The organism is Mycobacterium stomatepiae (genome assembly GCF_010731715.1).
GTDB lineage: Bacteria > Actinomycetota > Actinomycetes > Mycobacteriales > Mycobacteriaceae > Mycobacterium > Mycobacterium stomatepiae.
This window is the reverse complement of sequence record NZ_AP022587.1, coordinates 2,998,219-3,013,914: the sequence shown is the minus strand read 5'-3', so window position 1 is coordinate 3,013,914 and position 15,696 is coordinate 2,998,219. Positions and strand designations below refer to the sequence as shown.

Here is a 15,696-nt window from a genome sequence, read left to right as displayed (position 1 = left end):
GCCGTCGACAATAGAGAAATGAGCGATGAGGTGGGGGCACCACCCGCCTGCGGGGGAGAGCGGCGCCCGTGACACATGCGATCAGGCCGGTCGACTTCGACAACCTGAAAACGATGACCTACGAGGTCACCGACCGGGTTGCGCGGATCACGTTTAACCGGCCGGAAAAGGGCAGCGCGATCGTCGCGGACACCCCGCTGGAGCTCTCGGCGTTGGTCGAGCGTGCCGATCTCGACCCTAACGTCCACGTCATTCTGGTATCCGGTCGCGGCGAGGGCTTTTGCGCCGGCTTCGACCTGTCCGCCTATGCCGACCGCACCGGCTCGGCCGGCGGCACCGGGGCATATCAAGGCACCGTGCTCGACGGGAAGACCCAGGGTGTCAACCATTTGCCGGACCGGCCGTGGGACCCGATGATCGACTATCAGATGATGAGTCGATTCGTGCGCGGGTTTTCCAGCCTGATGCACGCCGACAAGCCGACGGTGGTCAAAATCCACGGCTACTGCGTGGCTGGCGGCACCGATATCGCACTGCACGCCGACCAGGTGATCGCCGCCGCCGACGCCAAAATCGGCTACCCGCCCACCCGGGTGTGGGGTGTGCCGGCGGCCGGTCTGTGGGCGCATCGACTCGGTGATCAGCGCGCCAAACGTCTTCTGTTCACTGGTGATTCGATCACCGGCGCGCAGGCCGCGGAGTGGGGCCTGGCCGTCGAGGCGCCGGAACCCAAAGACCTTGACGAGCGCACCGAGCGGCTGGTGGAGCGCATCGCGGCCGTTCCGGTCAATCAGCTGATCATGGTCAAACTTGCGCTGAATTCCGCTCTGCTGCAACAGGGTGTGGCGACCAGCCGGATGGTCAGCACGGTGTTCGACGGTGTCGCCAGGCACACCCAGGAGGGCCACGACTTCGTTGCCGACTCCGTCGAGCACGGCTTCCGCGAAGCGGTCCGGCATCGCGACGAGCCGTTTGGCGACCATGGCCGCCGTACCTCCGGGGTGTAGCCATGGCGAACATGACGGCCCGGTCGGTGGTCCTGAGCGTGCTGCTCGGCGCCCACCCCGCCTGGGCAACGGCGAGCGACTTGATCAGGCTGACAGCAGATTTCGGGATCAAGGAGACGACGCTGCGGGTCGCGCTGACCCGCATGGTCGGCGCCGGCGACCTGATCCGGTCCGCCGACGGGTACCGGCTTTCGGATCGGCTGCTGGCCCGTCAGAGTCGCCAGGACGAGGCGATGCGGCCACCAACCCGAGCCTGGGATGGAGACTGGCACGTCGTGATCGTCACTAGCGTGGGCGCCGATGCCCGCACCCGGGCCGCGCAGCGAGCCAGCATGTACCGCAAGCGTTTCGGTGAACTGCGCGAGGGTGTCTGGATGCGCCCCGACAACCTCGACCTCGACTTGGAGCCCGACGTTGCCGACCGGGTGCGCGTGCTCAAGGCGCGCGACGACGAACCCGAACAGCTGGTCGCCGAGCTGTGGGATCTGCCCGCTTGGGTGAAGGCCGGAAACAAGTTGCTCGACGAGATGGCCGAAGCCTGCGACATTCCCGGCCGGTTCGTGGTGGCCGCCGCCATAGTGCGGCACCTGCTAACCGATCCGATGCTGCCCGACGAACTGCTGCCCGACGATTGGCCGGGCGTGCGGCTGCGCAGTGTCTATCACGACTTCGCGACCGAATTGCTGCAGCGGCGCGACGCAACTCAACTTCTGGAGGCGAGATGACTGATCCGGTGCGAGTAGAGCGCATGGGCCCGGTGACCACGGTGATCCTCAACCGGCCGGAAGCGCGCAATGCCGTGAACGGCCCGACGGCCGCCGCGCTGTATGCCGCGTTCGACGAGTTCGACCGCGACGACTCCGCTTCGGTGGCGGTGCTGTGGGGCGACGGCGGAACCTTCTGCGCGGGAGCCGATTTGAAGGCCTTCGGCACGTCGGAGTCCAACGAGATCCACACCACCGGCCCCGGCCCGATGGGCCCTTCGCGAATGCTGTTGTCCAAACCCGTGATTGCCGCGGTGAGTGGCTATGCCGTCGCGGGCGGTCTGGAGCTGGCCATATGGTGCGATCTGCGGGTGGCCGAGGAGGATGCCGTGTTCGGCGTGTTCTGCCGTCGCTGGGGGGTGCCGCTGATCGACGGCGGCACCGTGCGGCTGCCACGCCTGATCGGGCAGAGCCGGGCGATGAACATGATACTCACCGGTCGCGGTGTGAAAGCCGACGAAGCGCTCGCGATGGGACTGGCCAATCGCGTTGTCCCCAAGGGCGAATCGCGACAGGCCGCCGAGAAGTTGGCCGCCGAGTTGGCCGCGCTACCGCAGCAGTGCCTGCGAGCGGACCGGCTTTCCGCGCTACAGCAGTGGGGGTTGCCGGAATCGTCGGCAATCGACCAAGAATTCGCGAGCATCTGGAAAGTTGCCGCCGAGGCCAACGAAGGCGCGGGGCGGTTCGCGGCCGGCGCCGGCCGCCACGGGGCTCCCGCTGGCTAGCCGGTCAGCTGCCCTTGCTGATGGTGTTACCCGAGCCGAGGTTGTCGACCTTCGGTTCGCCATCCTTGTAGGTGATGGTGTTGTCGAGACCCAGCACCGTGATCCGGGTGTCGACCTTGTCGATGGTGATCTTGTTGTTGGTGCCGCCGACATTCACCGTCACGCAGCTGCCGGTGACGGTCAAAGTGTTGTTGGAACCGGCGACATCCAGCGATTTGCCGCTGGCGCAGTCGAGCGTGGCCGTCGTCCCCATCGATCCGTAATTCAGCGTGTCCCCGATTTCGACTGACGCCGTGGTGCTTTCGCTGCCGGAAGTCGTCGGCGCCGCCGCGCCCGTCGTCGTGGTGGGCGCGCTGCTCTTGGTCGTCGTGCTCGGGTTCCCGGGCGGGTTGGCGGTCGAACTGCAGCCGCCTAGCACTACAGCCGCGACGGCGAGCGCCGCGAGCCTGGACGGATGGTCAGTGATGTGGACGCGCAAAATCCCCTCCTCGGTAGCGAGACTGCACCTCAGGCGGGCACCTGCTGCAGCCGATTAACCATGCCCAATTCACGGCCGCGGTCCCATAGGATCGGCTCGCCGTTGTGAAAGAAGACCGTCTGGTCGTAGCCGTACGCCGTGATGTCGTGTGTGACCGTGTCCACGATGATCGTGTTGCCCGAGCCCATCACGGTGACTGCCCAGCAGTTGCCCAGCGCGTTGATGTAATTCCCGGTGCCGTTGACGATCAGGGTTCCGCCGTTGCAATCCAGCACCTGCGTGGTGTCTTGCCCGATGACGTGGGTGTCGCCGTTTTTGGCCTGCGTTGCCGGCGCCTGCACGACGAGCGTGGCCGCAATCGCGATGACACAGGTTGCAAGCGACCCGGCGACGGTTCTCCAGCGCACCGCGGCCCCCTTCGTGTCGGCGGGATCTGCTGGACTGAGCCTACGTGCATTTGCCTGCTCGATGGCAAACATTTTTCGTCGCGGGCGACCGCGACCCGCCTCGGATCCCTCCGAGTAGATTGGCGACTCTGTCAACTAGAGTCATTAGTTGACCTTCACCTAATTCACCGCAATCGAAGGGCGATCGCCATGGCAGTTCATCCGGAACAGCCGTCGGCGGCAGTGCGCCAACGCGGCGGCAGGTCCGCGTCCCGGCCCGGAAAGCTGAGCCGTGACGGCATCGTCGACGGCGCGCTGACGTTCCTGGACCGCGAGGGCTGGGACTCGCTGACCATCAACGCGCTGGCGACACAGCTGGGCACCAAGGGCCCGTCGCTCTACAACCACGTGGACAGCCTCGAAGACCTGCGTCGCGCCGTGCGGATCCGGGTCATCGACGACATCATCACGATGCTCAACCGGGTCGGGGAGGGGCGCGCGCGCGACGACGCGGTGCTGGTCATGGCCGGCGCATACCGCAGCTACGCCCATCACCATCCCGGGCGGTACTCGGCGTTCACCCGGATGCCGCTGGGCGGGGACGACCCCGAATACACCGCGGCAACCCGGGGCGCGGCTGCCCCCGTGATCTCGGTGTTGTCGTCGTACGGCCTCGACGGCGAGGAAGCCTTTTTCGCCGCGCTCGAATTCTGGTCCGCCCTGCACGGCTTCGTTCTGCTGGAGATGACCGGTGTGATGGACGACATCGACACCGACGCGCTGTTCACGGAAATGGTGTTGCGGCTGGCAACGGGCCTGGACAGGCGCACCGCACCGGACGGTGCTCCGCCGAAATAGCGGTGCACCGGACGCGCGCGCTGAGGTGAGCGGTTGCGCCCAGCGGCCGCTTTGACCTGCCCGACCAGCGGCGGGTATTGTGATGGCTCGTGCCTGGCGGCTTACGGCGCCTGACGTAAGGAAGTGGATGCCGGGCGAATTCGCATGTCCACCACGCATCGGACGAGTCTGGTGCTGAGCGGGTGCGACACACCCGGCCGCGGGGTATTGCGGCGGGGCATAACTGCAGTACAGAGACTTGACAAGTAACGAAACATAGAAAGCCGGTAGATGCCAACCATTCAGCAGCTGGTCCGCAAGGGTCGCCGCGATAAGATCGCCAAGGTCAAGACCGCGGCCCTGAAGGGCAGCCCGCAGCGCCGTGGCGTATGCACCCGCGTGTACACCACCACTCCGAAGAAGCCGAACTCGGCTCTTCGGAAGGTCGCGCGTGTGAAGCTGACGAGCCAGGTCGAGGTCACCGCCTATATCCCGGGTGAGGGCCACAACCTGCAGGAGCACTCGATGGTGCTGGTGCGCGGTGGTCGTGTGAAGGACCTGCCCGGTGTGCGCTACAAGATCATCCGCGGTTCGCTCGACACCCAGGGTGTCAAGAACCGCAAGCAGGCTCGCAGCCGTTACGGCGCCAAGAAGGAGAAGAGCTAATGCCGCGCAAGGGGCCCGCGCCGAAGCGTCCGCTGGTCAACGACCCGGTTTACGGGTCTCAGCTGGTGACCCAGCTGGTCAACAAAGTTCTGCTCAAGGGGAAGAAATCCGTCGCTGAGCGCATTGTTTATGGTGCGCTCGAGCAGGCTCGCGACAAGACCGGCACCGACCCGGTGATCACGCTCAAGCGCGCTCTCGACAACGTCAAGCCCGCCCTGGAGGTGCGTAGCCGCCGTGTCGGTGGTGCCACCTACCAGGTGCCAGTCGAGGTGCGTCCGGACCGGTCCACCACGTTGGCGCTGCGCTGGCTTGTCAGCTTCTCACGGGCTCGCCGGGAGAAGACGATGATCGAGCGGCTGGCGAACGAGATCCTGGACGCCAGCAATGGCCTCGGGGCTTCCGTCAAGCGGCGTGAGGACACCCACAAGATGGCCGAGGCCAACCGCGCCTTTGCGCACTATCGCTGGTAGAGGCGCAGCCGGCGCCAAACGGCAGAGTCGCCGGCGCAGACTGACAGCGAACTAACTACGCAATCGAAAGAGTGGGAAGACTTCTGTGGCACAGAAGGACGTGCTGACCGACCTGACCAAGGTCCGCAACATCGGCATCATGGCGCATATCGACGCCGGCAAGACGACGACGACGGAGCGCATCCTCTACTACACCGGTATCAGCTACAAGATCGGTGAGGTCCACGACGGCGCCGCCACCATGGACTGGATGGAGCAGGAGCAGGAGCGCGGGATCACCATCACCTCCGCGGCCACCACCTGCTTCTGGAACGACAACCAGATCAACATCATCGACACACCCGGGCACGTCGACTTCACCGTCGAGGTGGAGCGCAGCCTGCGCGTGCTCGACGGTGCCGTTGCCGTGTTCGACGGCAAGGAGGGCGTCGAGCCGCAGTCCGAACAGGTGTGGCGGCAGGCCGACAAATACGACGTGCCGCGGATCTGCTTCGTCAACAAGATGGACAAGATCGGCGCCGACTTTTACTTCTCGGTCCGCACGATGGAAGAGCGCCTGGGCGCCAACGTCATCCCGATCCAGCTGCCCGTCGGCTCCGAAGGCGACTTCGAGGGCGTCGTCGACCTGGTCGAGATGAAGGCCAAGGTGTGGCGCGGCGAAACCAAGCTCGGCGAGACCTACGAGACCATCGACATTCCTGCCGAACTGCAAGAGAAGGCCGACGAGTACCGCACCAAGCTGCTCGAGGCAGTCGCCGAGACCGATGAGGCGCTGCTGGAGAAATACCTCGGCGGCGAAGAGCTCAGCGTCGCCGAGATCAAGGGTGCCATCCGCAAGCTGACCATCAGCTCGGAGGCTTACCCGGTGCTATGCGGCAGCGCGTTCAAGAACAAGGGCGTGCAGCCGATGCTGGACGCGGTCATCGACTACCTGCCCTCGCCGCTCGACGTGCCGCCGGCCATCGGCCACGCGCCCGGCAAGGAGGACGAGGAGATCACGCGGAACCCCTCGACCGACGAGCCGTTCTCCGCGCTGGCGTTCAAGGTCGCCACGCACCCGTTCTTCGGCAAGCTCACCTACGTCCGGGTGTACTCGGGCAAGGTCGACTCCGGCAGCCAGGTCATCAACGCCACCAAGGGCAAGAAGGAACGGCTGGGGAAGCTGTTCCAGATGCACTCCAACAAGGAGAACCCGGTGGAGACCGCGTCGGCGGGGCACATCTACGCGGTGATCGGCCTCAAGGACACCACCACCGGTGACACCCTGAGCGACCCCAACCAGCAGATCGTGCTCGAGTCGATGACCTTCCCCGACCCGGTCATCGAGGTGGCCATCGAGCCCAAGACCAAAAGCGACCAGGAAAAGCTGTCGCTGTCGATCCAGAAGCTCGCCGAAGAGGACCCCACCTTCAAGGTGCACCAGGACGCGGAGACCGGCCAGACCGTCATCGGCGGTATGGGCGAGTTGCACCTGGACATTCTGGTGGACCGGATGCGCCGCGAGTTCAAGGTCGAGGCCAACGTCGGCAAGCCGCAGGTCGCCTACAAGGAGACCATCAGGCGGATCGCGGAAAAGGTCGAGTTCACCCACAAGAAGCAGACGGGTGGCTCGGGTCAGTTCGCGAAGGTGCTGATCAACCTCGAGCCGTTCACCGGCGAGGACGGCGCGACCTACGAATTCGAGAACAAGGTCACCGGTGGTCGCATCCCGCGGGAGTACATCCCTTCGGTGGATGCGGGCGCCCAGGACGCGATGCAGTACGGCGTGCTGGCCGGCTACCCGTTGGTGAACCTGAAGGTCACCTTGCTCGACGGTGCCTACCACGAGGTTGACTCCTCGGAAATGGCGTTCAAGATCGCAGGGTCACAGGTGCTGAAAAAGGCTGCGCAGCAAGCCCAGCCGGTGATCCTCGAGCCGATCATGGCGGTCGAAGTGACCACACCCGAGGACTACATGGGTGACGTGATCGGCGACCTGAACTCCCGCCGTGGCCAGATTCAGGCCATGGAGGAGCGGGCTGGTGCGCGTGTCGTTCGGGCGCACGTCCCGCTGTCGGAGATGTTCGGCTACGTCGGCGACCTGCGGTCCAAGACTCAAGGCCGGGCGAACTACTCCATGGTGTTCGACTCGTACGCCGAAGTCCCGGCGAACGTCTCGAAGGAGATCATCGCGAAGGCGACGGGCGAGTGAGTGTCAACTCACGAGCTCGGAGGCGAGCAATCGTCGAAAGCGAAGGCGACGGGCGAGTGAACACCAGCTCGGAGTAACCTGGCCCGGTTACCACCGCGGCACTTACAACAACATCAACACTGCTTTTCAAAAGCACCAATCAGTCCAGGAGGACATAGAAGTGGCGAAGGCGAAGTTCGAGCGGACGAAGCCGCACGTCAACATCGGGACCATCGGTCACGTTGACCACGGCAAGACAACACTGACCGCGGCGATCACCAAAGTCCTGCATGACAAGTACCCGAACCTCAACGAGTCGCGCGCCTTCGACCAGATCGACAACGCGCCTGAGGAGCGTCAGCGCGGTATCACGATCAACATCTCCCACGTGGAGTATCAGACCGAGAAGCGTCACTACGCCCACGTGGACGCCCCGGGTCACGCCGACTACATCAAGAACATGATCACCGGTGCGGCCCAGATGGACGGTGCGATCCTGGTGGTCGCCGCGACCGACGGCCCGATGCCGCAGACTCGCGAGCACGTGCTGCTCGCGCGTCAGGTCGGTGTGCCCTACATCCTGGTCGCGCTGAACAAGGCCGACATGGTCGACGACGAGGAGCTGCTGGAGCTCGTCGAGCTCGAGGTACGCGAGTTGCTGGCCGCCCAGGAGTTCGACGAGGAGGCTCCGGTCATCCGCGTCTCGGCGCTCAAGGCGCTCGAGGGCGACGCCGACTGGGTCAAGTCCGTCGAGGAGCTGATGGACGCCGTCGACGAGTCGATTCCGGACCCGGTTCGCGAGACCGACAAGCCGTTCCTGATGCCCGTCGAGGACGTTTTCACGATCACCGGTCGTGGCACCGTGGTGACCGGCCGTGTCGAGCGCGGTGTGATCAACGTGAACGAGGAAGTCGAGATCGTCGGCATCAAGCCGACCAGCACCAAGACCACGGTCACCGGTGTGGAGATGTTCCGCAAGCTGCTGGACCAGGGTCAGGCCGGCGACAACGTCGGGCTGTTGCTGCGTGGTATCAAGCGTGAGGACGTCGAGCGCGGCCAGGTTGTGGTCAAGCCCGGCACCACCACGCCGCACACCGAGTTCGAGGGCAGCGTCTACATCCTGTCCAAGGACGAGGGCGGCCGGCACACGCCGTTCTTCAACAACTACCGTCCGCAGTTCTACTTCCGCACCACCGACGTGACCGGTGTGGTGACGCTGCCGGAGGGTACCGAAATGGTGATGCCGGGTGACAACACCAACATCTCGGTGAAGCTGATCCAGCCTGTCGCCATGGACGACGGTCTGCGGTTCGCGATCCGTGAGGGTGGCCGCACCGTCGGCGCCGGCCGGGTCGTCAAGATCATCAACTAGCTCTAAAGCATCAGGCCCGGACTGCCATCGTGGCGGTCCGGGCCTGATGTATTTCGGCCCCGCTAAAGCTGCACACCTGGTCAGCGAATTTCCGGTAAGATCCTGCAATGTCCAGTCTGAAATTGACGGTTGGGGAAGTGGACCGTCGCGGCCTGGCCGGGAGGCTCGGATGTCGTTCGTAAATGCGACGCCGGAGTATGTGGCGGCCGCGGCATCAGACTTGGCCAAAATCGGGACCGCCATCAACACCGCCAACTCGGCGGCGTCGGGCGCGACTTCGGTCGTTCAGGCCGCCGGCGCCGACGCGGTGTCGGCGAGCATCTCGCACCTATTCGGCGCGCATGCCGCGGCGTACCAGGCGATCAGCGCCCAGGCGGCGTTGTTCCATGACCAATTCGTGCAGCTCATGAGCGGTGGCGCGACGCAATATGCGGACACCGAGGTCGTCAATGCCGCACCGCTGCAGGCGGCCGCGCAGCCCGTGCTGGGCGCGGCGAGTGCATCGGGCCAGGCGCTGAGTTCGCAGCAGGCGGTTATCGGCGCCGCGGCACAGGCCGGTGGCGTGGCGTCGGGGGTGCCGGTGGCGGCGGCTGTGCAGCCGGGCGCCGCGGTGCCGACTGCCATGGCCGCACCTGCGGCTGCCCCCGTCGCGGCGACGGTGACCCCGATGGCCGCGACCACCACGGCGGCGGCCGCACCGGCTTCGGTGCCCGCGGCGTCGCACGGACAAACTCCGGCTTATGGTTCGGCGGCGGCAGCAGTCGCTGCGGGAGCGGCGGCGACCCCGGCAGCAGCGGCAACGGCAGCGGACGTGTCCGGACCGGCGACCGCCTCGGTTGCCGCGGCGAACGTAGTGGCCGCGGAACTCTCGTCGGCCACGATGTTGCCCGCGGCGATGCCGACCTCATCGAACGGGCCCGCCGTTCCTCCCGCGCCCGCCCCTCCCAAAGGCCGGCCTTCCACACCCTCGCGCTGACTGGCCTGGGCTGATGGCTGGACGCCGACTATGGATACGGCGTCCGCGACAGCGCTAATCTGACACGAACTTCCCGGCGAGGCGAGGAGAAACACGTGTTGGCGCGCTATCTCAAGACACAGTTGGTGGTTTTGCTGTGCGGTGGTTTGGTCGGGCCGATCTTCCTGGTCGTCTACTTCACTCTCGGCCTGGGCAACGTGCTGCAGTGGATGTTCTATGTCGGCCTGCTGATCACCGTGGCCGACGTGCTCATCGCGCTCGCGCTGACCAACTACGGAGCGAAGTCGGCGGCGAAATCGGCTTTGCTGGAGCAGCACGGGGTGCTGGCGCTCGCGCAGATCACCGGGCTCTCCGAGACGGGGACCCGGATCAACGACCAGCCGCTGGTGAAGGTCGACCTGCACATCTCCGGACCGGGGTTCACACCGTTCGACAGTCAGGACCGGGTCATCGTGACCGTCACCAGGTTGGGCAATCTGACCGCGCGCAAACTCGTGGTACTGCTCGATCCCACCACGCAGGAATACCAAATCGACTGGGAGCGAAGCGCTTTGGTCAACGGGCTGGTGCCGGCGCAGTTCACGGTGGCCGAGGACAACAGGACCTACGACCTGAGCGGGCAGGCGGGTCCGCTGATGGAGATCCTGCAGATCCTCAAGGACAACAATGTCCCGCTCAATCGGATGGTCGACATCCGGTCAAACCCGGGGCTGCGCGAGCAAATCCAAGCCGTGGTGCGGCGCGCGGCCCAGCAGGCGCCCGCGGCGCAGGGGGCGCCCGTTGGGACCGCCCCTCAGACGTCGATCGCCGAGCGACTCCAACAGCTCGAGACGTTGCGCGCCAGTGGCGCGTTGACCGACGAGGAGTACAGCGCGCGGCGGAGCCAGATCATCTCGGAGATCTGAGTTCGCCGAGTCTTCGAACCAACTTAGAACACGTTTCAGTTTCGCTGCTAGCCTGTGACTCGGCGAAAGGGGCGTGCCGTGTCGGGACGTGAAGGATCACTGCGGGGACGGGTGGCATTCGTTACCGGCGCCGCCCGCGCGCAAGGGCGCGCGCACGCCGTGCGGCTGGCCCGCGAGGGTGCCGACATCATCGCGCTTGACCTCTGCGCGTCGGCGTCGGAGACCGTGACGTACACGCCGGCCACCCCCGAGGACCTCAGCGAGACCGTCCGGCTGGTGGAGGCCGAGGGCCGCAAGATTCTGGCTCGCGCCGGGGACATTCGCGACGACCCCACCGTGCGCCAGTTGGTGGCCGACGGCGTGGAACAGTTCGGCCGGCTCGACATCGTGGTGGCCAACGCCGGTGTGCTGGGCTGGGGCCGGGTCTGGGAACTGTCCGACGAGCAGTGGGACACCGTGATCGGGGTCAACTTGACCGGCACCTGGCGTACCCTGCGTGCGGCGATTCCGGCGATGATCGAAGCGGGCAACGGCGGATCGCTCATCGTCGTCAGCTCGTCGGCCGGTCTGAAGGCCACGCCGGGCAACGGCCACTACTCGGCCAGCAAGTTCGGGCTGACCGCGCTGACCAACACCCTGGCGATCGAGCTCGGCGAATACGGCATCCGGGTCAACTCGATTCATCCCTACTCGATCGACACCCCGATGATCGAACCGGAAGCAATGATGGAGATCTTCGCCAAGCATCCCCGCTTCGTGCACAGCTTCCCGCCAATGCCGATGCAGTACAAAGGATTCATGGCGGCCGAAGAGGTATCCGACGTGGTTGCCTGGTTGGCCGGCGACGGCGCGGGCACGGTGACCGGAATGCAGATCCCCGTCGATAAGGGCGCCCTAAAGTACTGATCGCCTCGCGTGCTATGAACTCCACGTGAGCAATAAAGGAATCGTGATCGTCGGGGGCGGGCTCGCCGCGGCCCGCACGTCCGAGCAATTGCGCCGGTCGGAGTACACCGGGCCCGTCACGATCGTCAGCGACGAGGTCCATCTGCCCTACGATCGGCCGCCACTGTCCAAGGAAGTGCTGCGCAAAGAGGTCGACGACGTCGCCCTCAAGCCGCGTGAGTTCTACGACGAGAACAACATCACGCTGCGGCTCGGTGCGGCGGCCACCGGTCTGGACACCGCCGCGCAGACGCTGGCCCTTTCCGATGGAACCTCGCTGGGTTACGACGAGCTGGTGATCGCGACGGGGTTGGTTCCGCGGCGCATTCCCGCCTTCCCGGATCTCGAGGGCATTCGGGTGCTGCGCTCGTTTGACGAGAGCATGGCGCTGCGCGAGCACGCGTCGGAAGCGCAGCACGCCGTGGTGGTCGGCGCCGGCTTCATCGGCTGCGAGGTCGCGGCCAGCCTGCGCAGCCTGGGGGTCGACGTGGTGCTGGTGGAGCCGCAGCCGACGCCGCTGGCTTCGGTGCTCGGCGAACAGATCGGCGAACTGGTGTCGCGGCTGCATCGCGGCGAAGGCGTCGATGTGCGGACCGGCATCGGTGTGGCCGCGGTGCGCGGTGACGGCCGGGTCGACACGGTGGTGCTGTCCGACGGCACCGAGCTGACGGCCGATCTGGTCGTCGTCGGGATCGGATCCCGACCGGCCACCGAATGGCTGGAAGGCAGCGGCGTCGACGTCGACAGCGGTGTCATCTGCGACGAAGCAGGGCGCACCAGTGTGCCCAACGTGTGGGCGCTGGGAGATGTCGCCTCGTGGCGTGATGCGACGGGACATCAAGCGCGCGTGGAGCATTGGAGCAACGTGGCCGACTAGGCCCGGGTAGTGGTGCCCGCGATGCTAGGCCAGGAGGTGCCGTCTATCACGGTCGTGCCGTACTTCTGGAGCGACCAGTATGACGTCAAGATCCAGTGCCTGGGGGAGCCGGAAGCCACCGACATCGTGCACCTCGTCGAGGACGACGGACGAAAGTTCCTGGCCTACTACGAGCGGGACGGCGTGGTGGTCGGCGTGGTGGGCGGCGGTTTGCCGGGCAAAGTTATGAAGGCCCGTGGCAAAATCGCTGCGGCAACACCGATTTCGGAGATGCTAGGCTGACACCCATGCCCCGGGTGGCGATCCTCGACGACTACGCCGGTATGGCACTCGAGCTCGCCGACTGGTCGCCGGTGCGCAGCCGATCCGAGATCACCGTCTTCGACCGGCATCTCTCCGAAGCGGAAGCGGTAGCCGCGCTGCAGCCGTTCGACGTGATCTGCACCCTGCGCGAACGGATGGCGTTGCCGCGCACGCTGATCGAGCGTCTACCGAACCTGAAACTGATAACGATCGTGGGCATGAGCCTGCCGAACCTCGACATGGCCGCGGCCAGCGAATCCGGCGTCCTGGTCGCCCATTCGGATTTCGCCAATCCGCGATTCCGGGGGGTCCGCGACGCCACCCCCGAACTCGCATGGGGCCTGCTGATCGCGACGGTGCGCAACCTGGCTGAAGAGCACCGGCGGATGCGCGATGGCGGGTGGCAGAGCAGCGTCGGTGTGACGCTGGCCGGCAAGACCCTCGGGCTGTTGGGGCTGGGCCGGACCGGCAAGCGAATGGCCGAGTACGCAAGCGTGTTCGGCATGGAAGTCGTTGCGTGGAGCCAGAACCTGACCGAGGAGGCCGCGACGGCGGCCGGTGCGCGCCGGGTCGAGAAGGCGGCGCTGTTCGCGTCCTCCGATGTGGTCTCCATCCACCTGGTGCTCTCCGAACGGACGCGAGGCGTGGTCGGCGAAACCGAGCTGGCCCTGATGAAACCGCACGCCTACTTGATCAACACTTCCAGAGGCCCGATCGTCGACGAGACGGCGCTGATCTCGGCGCTGCGGGCCGGGCGTATCGCCGGCGCCGGACTCGACGTCTACGAAGTCGAACCGCCCGCGCCCGACCATCCGTTGCGCCGCCTGCCGAATGTGACGCTCTCCCCGCGCCTGGGGTACGTCACCCGCGAGATGCTGGCCGCTTTCTATTCGGACAGCATCGAAGCCGTGGTCGCCTGGCTGGACGGAACGCCGATCCGGATCGCGAACCCCGAGGCGCTGGGCACCTAGAGCTGCCCAAGGTAGAACCGCGCGCCCTGGTCGTCGGTGCACTCGGCGCTGATGCCATAAGGCTGGCGCGCCGGCTCGGCCAGCACGGTGCCGCCGGCTTCGCGCACCCGCGCGACCGCCACTTCGATATCGGCGACCGTCCACATCGGCACGGCGGTGGGACGCTCGCTGCCGCCGGCGGCGCCCGCCATCGGGTGCGACCCCAGTACCTGCCAGCCGTCGGTCACGCGGCCCGGGTCGAAAGTCCACCCCAGCACTCGGCCATAGAACTCGCGGAACCCGGCCGCATCCGCCACCTCGTAGGTGACATAGGACAGTTCACCGGGCCCGGAACCGTTGATTTCCGGGCGCTTTCGACCGGCAAGCGGCTGGTGAACCGCGAACGCCGTACCCTGGGGGTCGGTAGCGTCCAGTAGCACGCCGTAGTCGGTGTCCCGGATTTCGCCCGGGACGCCACCCGCCTGGGCGATCGCGATGCGCGCAGCCTCGATGTCCTCGACGGCGTAACAGCAGAACAGGGTGGCGGCGTCGTCGGTGGCGAGAATCCCGGTCGGTAGGTCGGTATTCGTCACCTGGTGTGACGCAGGATCGTAGGTCCAGCCCAGGACGCGTCCGTAGAAGGCCGCCGCGCGATCGGCGTCCGGGGTCCACACCGACACGTATCCGATGTCGCCGTGCTGGATCGTGTTGATGCGCAACGCCTTCGGCCCGGACAGCATCCAACGGTGCCCGAACGGGTCGACGATGGTGGCGGTGCGGGTTCCGTGATTTTCATAGATCTCTCGCTCGACGGTGGCTCCGTGTTCACGTGCTCGGTGCAGGGCAGCGTCGGTATCGGCGACATGCAGCATCAGGCTAACCGAAACGACGTTAGTCACAGGTGCTTTCAGGCCGAGCTCCGGATATTCGTCGGCCAGATACAGCACGCCATCATCGATCGCGAGTTCGGCGTGCCCAATCCGCCCGTCGTCCATGACAGTTGGATCGCCGACGATGACGGCGCCGAACGCCCCGGCGTACCAGGCGATGGCGGCGCGTGCGTTCGCCACGCTCAGGTAGGGCAGTGCGGCCGATCGCGGCGCGTTCGGAGCAACGGGTTCGGCCAGTTCTGCGAGGGCAGTTGTAGTGCCGCTCATGACAACTCCTTCGGGTAGCGACAGTGCGGATTCCAGTTGTCGGCGCAGTCGCGCGGCAAATACCGGATCGGGTTGAACCGGAAGGTCATCGGTGTGCAGCACGCGCAGTGGGTCGCTGTGGTCGCGCTGAGTCATGACGTGCCTCCCTCCGGATAGTGCTTCTTGAATGCGCGCCGTGCCCGGACCAGTAGTGCTTCGGTGGCGCGCACGGTGCGTCCGATCAGCTCGGCGCATTCCCCGACGCTGCAGTCGTCCATGTAGCGCAGCACCAGCACCACCCGGTGTTGCTCGGTCAGCCGGGCCAGCACGGCCTCGGCGACCATGCGATCCAACTCGGCGTCCCAGTCGTCGGCCGCCTCGACGGGTTCGGGCGGCTCGGCCACCGGCACGCTGAGCCGGTCCTGACCGCGCCGATAGTGGTCGGCCAGTTTGTGCCGGGCCACGCCGAGCAGCCAGGGGATCGAGACCGGCGGCGGCTCGACCCGGCGCGCGACGTCCATCGCCGCGAGGAAGGTCTCCGACGTGAGGTCCTCCGCCGCGCCACGATCGCCGCAGCGTCGGGCGAAGTACCCGTACACCACGGGCAACGCCTCGTCGTAGAGCGCCAAAAGCGCGCGTCGAGCATCGGATTGGCGATCCGTTTCGGCGCTCATACCCTTATCGTCGCCGCGGCGGCGCAAACTCCGACGGGTTGGGGGCGAAAACTTT

The 15,696-nt window shown here is 66.1% G+C and carries 16 protein-coding genes and 1 pseudogene; 13 read left to right on the top strand and 4 right to left on the bottom strand.

The genetic code is table 11. The annotated features are described in order from the left end of the window. Positions 1-68 precede the first annotated feature (68 nt). The 3 genes from G6N54_RS14110 to G6N54_RS14100 are packed head-to-tail and all read left to right on the top strand — an operon-like array spanning position 69 to position 2,496. On the top strand, positions 69-1,007 hold the full coding sequence (locus G6N54_RS14110; RefSeq protein ID WP_163790670.1) for a crotonase/enoyl-CoA hydratase family protein: 939 nt from the start codon (positions 69-71) through the stop codon (positions 1,005-1,007). Positions 1,008-1,009: 2 nt separating this feature from the next. Further along, positions 1,010-1,732, top strand: coding sequence for a PaaX family transcriptional regulator C-terminal domain-containing protein (locus G6N54_RS14105; RefSeq protein WP_163790669.1), 723 nt, complete (start codon positions 1,010-1,012; stop codon positions 1,730-1,732). Continuing rightward, on the top strand, positions 1,729-2,496 hold the full coding sequence (locus G6N54_RS14100) for a crotonase/enoyl-CoA hydratase family protein (protein ID WP_163790668.1): 768 nt from the start codon (positions 1,729-1,731) through the stop codon (positions 2,494-2,496). Before G6N54_RS14105 ends, G6N54_RS14100 begins: the two co-directional genes overlap by 4 nt. Positions 2,497-2,500: 4 nt before the next feature. Here the strand turns inward: G6N54_RS14100 and G6N54_RS14095 are convergent, their stop codons facing one another. Both G6N54_RS14095 and G6N54_RS14090 read right to left on the bottom strand, forming a co-directional pair. Then, complete coding sequence (locus G6N54_RS14095) at positions 2,501-2,974, bottom strand: DUF3060 domain-containing protein (protein WP_232073704.1); 474 nt, start codon at positions 2,972-2,974, stop codon at positions 2,501-2,503. Between the two features lie 29 nt (positions 2,975-3,003). Beyond that, on the bottom strand, positions 3,004-3,381 hold the full coding sequence (locus G6N54_RS14090; RefSeq protein WP_163790667.1) for a DUF3060 domain-containing protein: 378 nt from the start codon (positions 3,379-3,381) through the stop codon (positions 3,004-3,006). A 189-nt stretch (positions 3,382-3,570) separates the two neighbouring features. Here G6N54_RS14090 and G6N54_RS14085 point away from each other — a divergent pair, with 189 nt between their 5' ends. From G6N54_RS14085 to G6N54_RS14040, 10 genes and pseudogenes are all read left to right on the top strand, one after another. Beyond that, positions 3,571-4,218, top strand: a complete 648-nt coding sequence (locus G6N54_RS14085) for a TetR/AcrR family transcriptional regulator (protein WP_163790666.1) — start codon at positions 3,571-3,573, stop codon at positions 4,216-4,218. A gap of 270 nt (positions 4,219-4,488) precedes the next feature. Then, positions 4,489-4,863 (top strand): 30S ribosomal protein S12, encoded by a 375-nt coding sequence (rpsL, locus tag G6N54_RS14080; protein WP_007167812.1) that lies wholly within the window; start codon positions 4,489-4,491, stop codon positions 4,861-4,863. Continuing rightward, positions 4,863-5,333, top strand: coding sequence for a 30S ribosomal protein S7 (gene rpsG, locus G6N54_RS14075; RefSeq protein ID WP_085222923.1), 471 nt, complete (start codon positions 4,863-4,865; stop codon positions 5,331-5,333). Before rpsL ends, rpsG begins: the two co-directional genes overlap by 1 nt. An 85-nt stretch (positions 5,334-5,418) precedes the next feature. Continuing rightward, positions 5,419-7,524, top strand: coding sequence for an elongation factor G (gene fusA / locus G6N54_RS14070; RefSeq protein WP_163790665.1), 2,106 nt, complete (start codon positions 5,419-5,421; stop codon positions 7,522-7,524). Positions 7,525-7,684: 160 nt separating this feature from the next. Further along, positions 7,685-8,875 carry an elongation factor Tu gene (gene tuf, locus G6N54_RS14065; RefSeq protein WP_163790664.1) on the top strand — a complete coding sequence of 397 codons (1,191 nt, stop codon included), beginning with the start codon at positions 7,685-7,687 and terminating at the stop codon, positions 8,873-8,875. A 169-nt stretch (positions 8,876-9,044) separates the two neighbouring features. Beyond that, positions 9,045-9,851 carry a PE family protein gene (locus G6N54_RS14060; protein WP_163790663.1) on the top strand — a complete coding sequence of 269 codons (807 nt, stop codon included), beginning with the start codon at positions 9,045-9,047 and terminating at the stop codon, positions 9,849-9,851. 95 nt (positions 9,852-9,946) lie between these two features. Beyond that, positions 9,947-10,756 carry an SHOCT domain-containing protein gene (locus G6N54_RS14055; protein ID WP_163790662.1) on the top strand — a complete coding sequence of 270 codons (810 nt, stop codon included), beginning with the start codon at positions 9,947-9,949 and terminating at the stop codon, positions 10,754-10,756. A gap of 78 nt (positions 10,757-10,834) precedes the next feature. Beyond that, positions 10,835-11,662 (top strand): mycofactocin-coupled SDR family oxidoreductase, encoded by an 828-nt coding sequence (locus G6N54_RS14050; RefSeq protein ID WP_163790661.1) that lies wholly within the window; start codon positions 10,835-10,837, stop codon positions 11,660-11,662. Positions 11,663-11,687: 25 nt separating this feature from the next. Beyond that, positions 11,688-12,860 (top strand): annotated as a pseudogene (locus tag G6N54_RS14045) (NAD(P)/FAD-dependent oxidoreductase). A 5-nt stretch (positions 12,861-12,865) separates the two neighbouring features. Continuing rightward, positions 12,866-13,852 carry a D-2-hydroxyacid dehydrogenase family protein gene (locus G6N54_RS14040; RefSeq protein WP_163790660.1) on the top strand — a complete coding sequence of 329 codons (987 nt, stop codon included), beginning with the start codon at positions 12,866-12,868 and terminating at the stop codon, positions 13,850-13,852. Here G6N54_RS14040 and G6N54_RS14035 read toward each other — a convergent pair. Continuing rightward, positions 13,849-15,123 (bottom strand): VOC family protein, encoded by a 1,275-nt coding sequence (locus tag G6N54_RS14035; protein ID WP_163790659.1) that lies wholly within the window; start codon positions 15,121-15,123, stop codon positions 13,849-13,851. The two genes, G6N54_RS14040 and G6N54_RS14035, sit on opposite strands and share 4 nt — an antisense overlap. Beyond that, positions 15,120-15,641, bottom strand: coding sequence for an RNA polymerase sigma factor (locus tag G6N54_RS14030; protein WP_163790658.1), 522 nt, complete (start codon positions 15,639-15,641; stop codon positions 15,120-15,122). The genes G6N54_RS14035 and G6N54_RS14030 overlap by 4 nt, the downstream gene beginning before the upstream one ends. Between the last annotated feature and the right edge of the window lie 55 nt (positions 15,642-15,696).

What these genes read in the sequence shown, in the direction of transcription:
- G6N54_RS14030 (WP_163790658.1), bottom strand. Translation starts at nt 15,641, where the DNA reads ATGAGCGCCGAAACGGATCGCCAATCCGATGCTCGACGCGCGCTTTTG.
- rpsL (WP_007167812.1), top strand. Translation starts at nt 4,489, where the DNA reads ATGCCAACCATTCAGCAGCTGGTCCGCAAGGGTCGCCGCGATAAGATC.
- rpsG (WP_085222923.1), top strand. Translation starts at nt 4,863, where the DNA reads ATGCCGCGCAAGGGGCCCGCGCCGAAGCGTCCGCTGGTCAACGACCCG.
- G6N54_RS14040 (WP_163790660.1), top strand. Translation starts at nt 12,866, where the DNA reads ATGCCCCGGGTGGCGATCCTCGACGACTACGCCGGTATGGCACTCGAG.
- G6N54_RS14035 (WP_163790659.1), bottom strand. Translation starts at nt 15,123, where the DNA reads ATGACTCAGCGCGACCACAGCGACCCACTGCGCGTGCTGCACACCGAT.
- G6N54_RS14105 (WP_163790669.1), top strand. Translation starts at nt 1,010, where the DNA reads ATGGCGAACATGACGGCCCGGTCGGTGGTCCTGAGCGTGCTGCTCGGC.
- G6N54_RS14085 (WP_163790666.1), top strand. Translation starts at nt 3,571, where the DNA reads ATGGCAGTTCATCCGGAACAGCCGTCGGCGGCAGTGCGCCAACGCGGC.
- G6N54_RS14060 (WP_163790663.1), top strand. Translation starts at nt 9,045, where the DNA reads ATGTCGTTCGTAAATGCGACGCCGGAGTATGTGGCGGCCGCGGCATCA.
- G6N54_RS14100 (WP_163790668.1), top strand. Translation starts at nt 1,729, where the DNA reads ATGACTGATCCGGTGCGAGTAGAGCGCATGGGCCCGGTGACCACGGTG.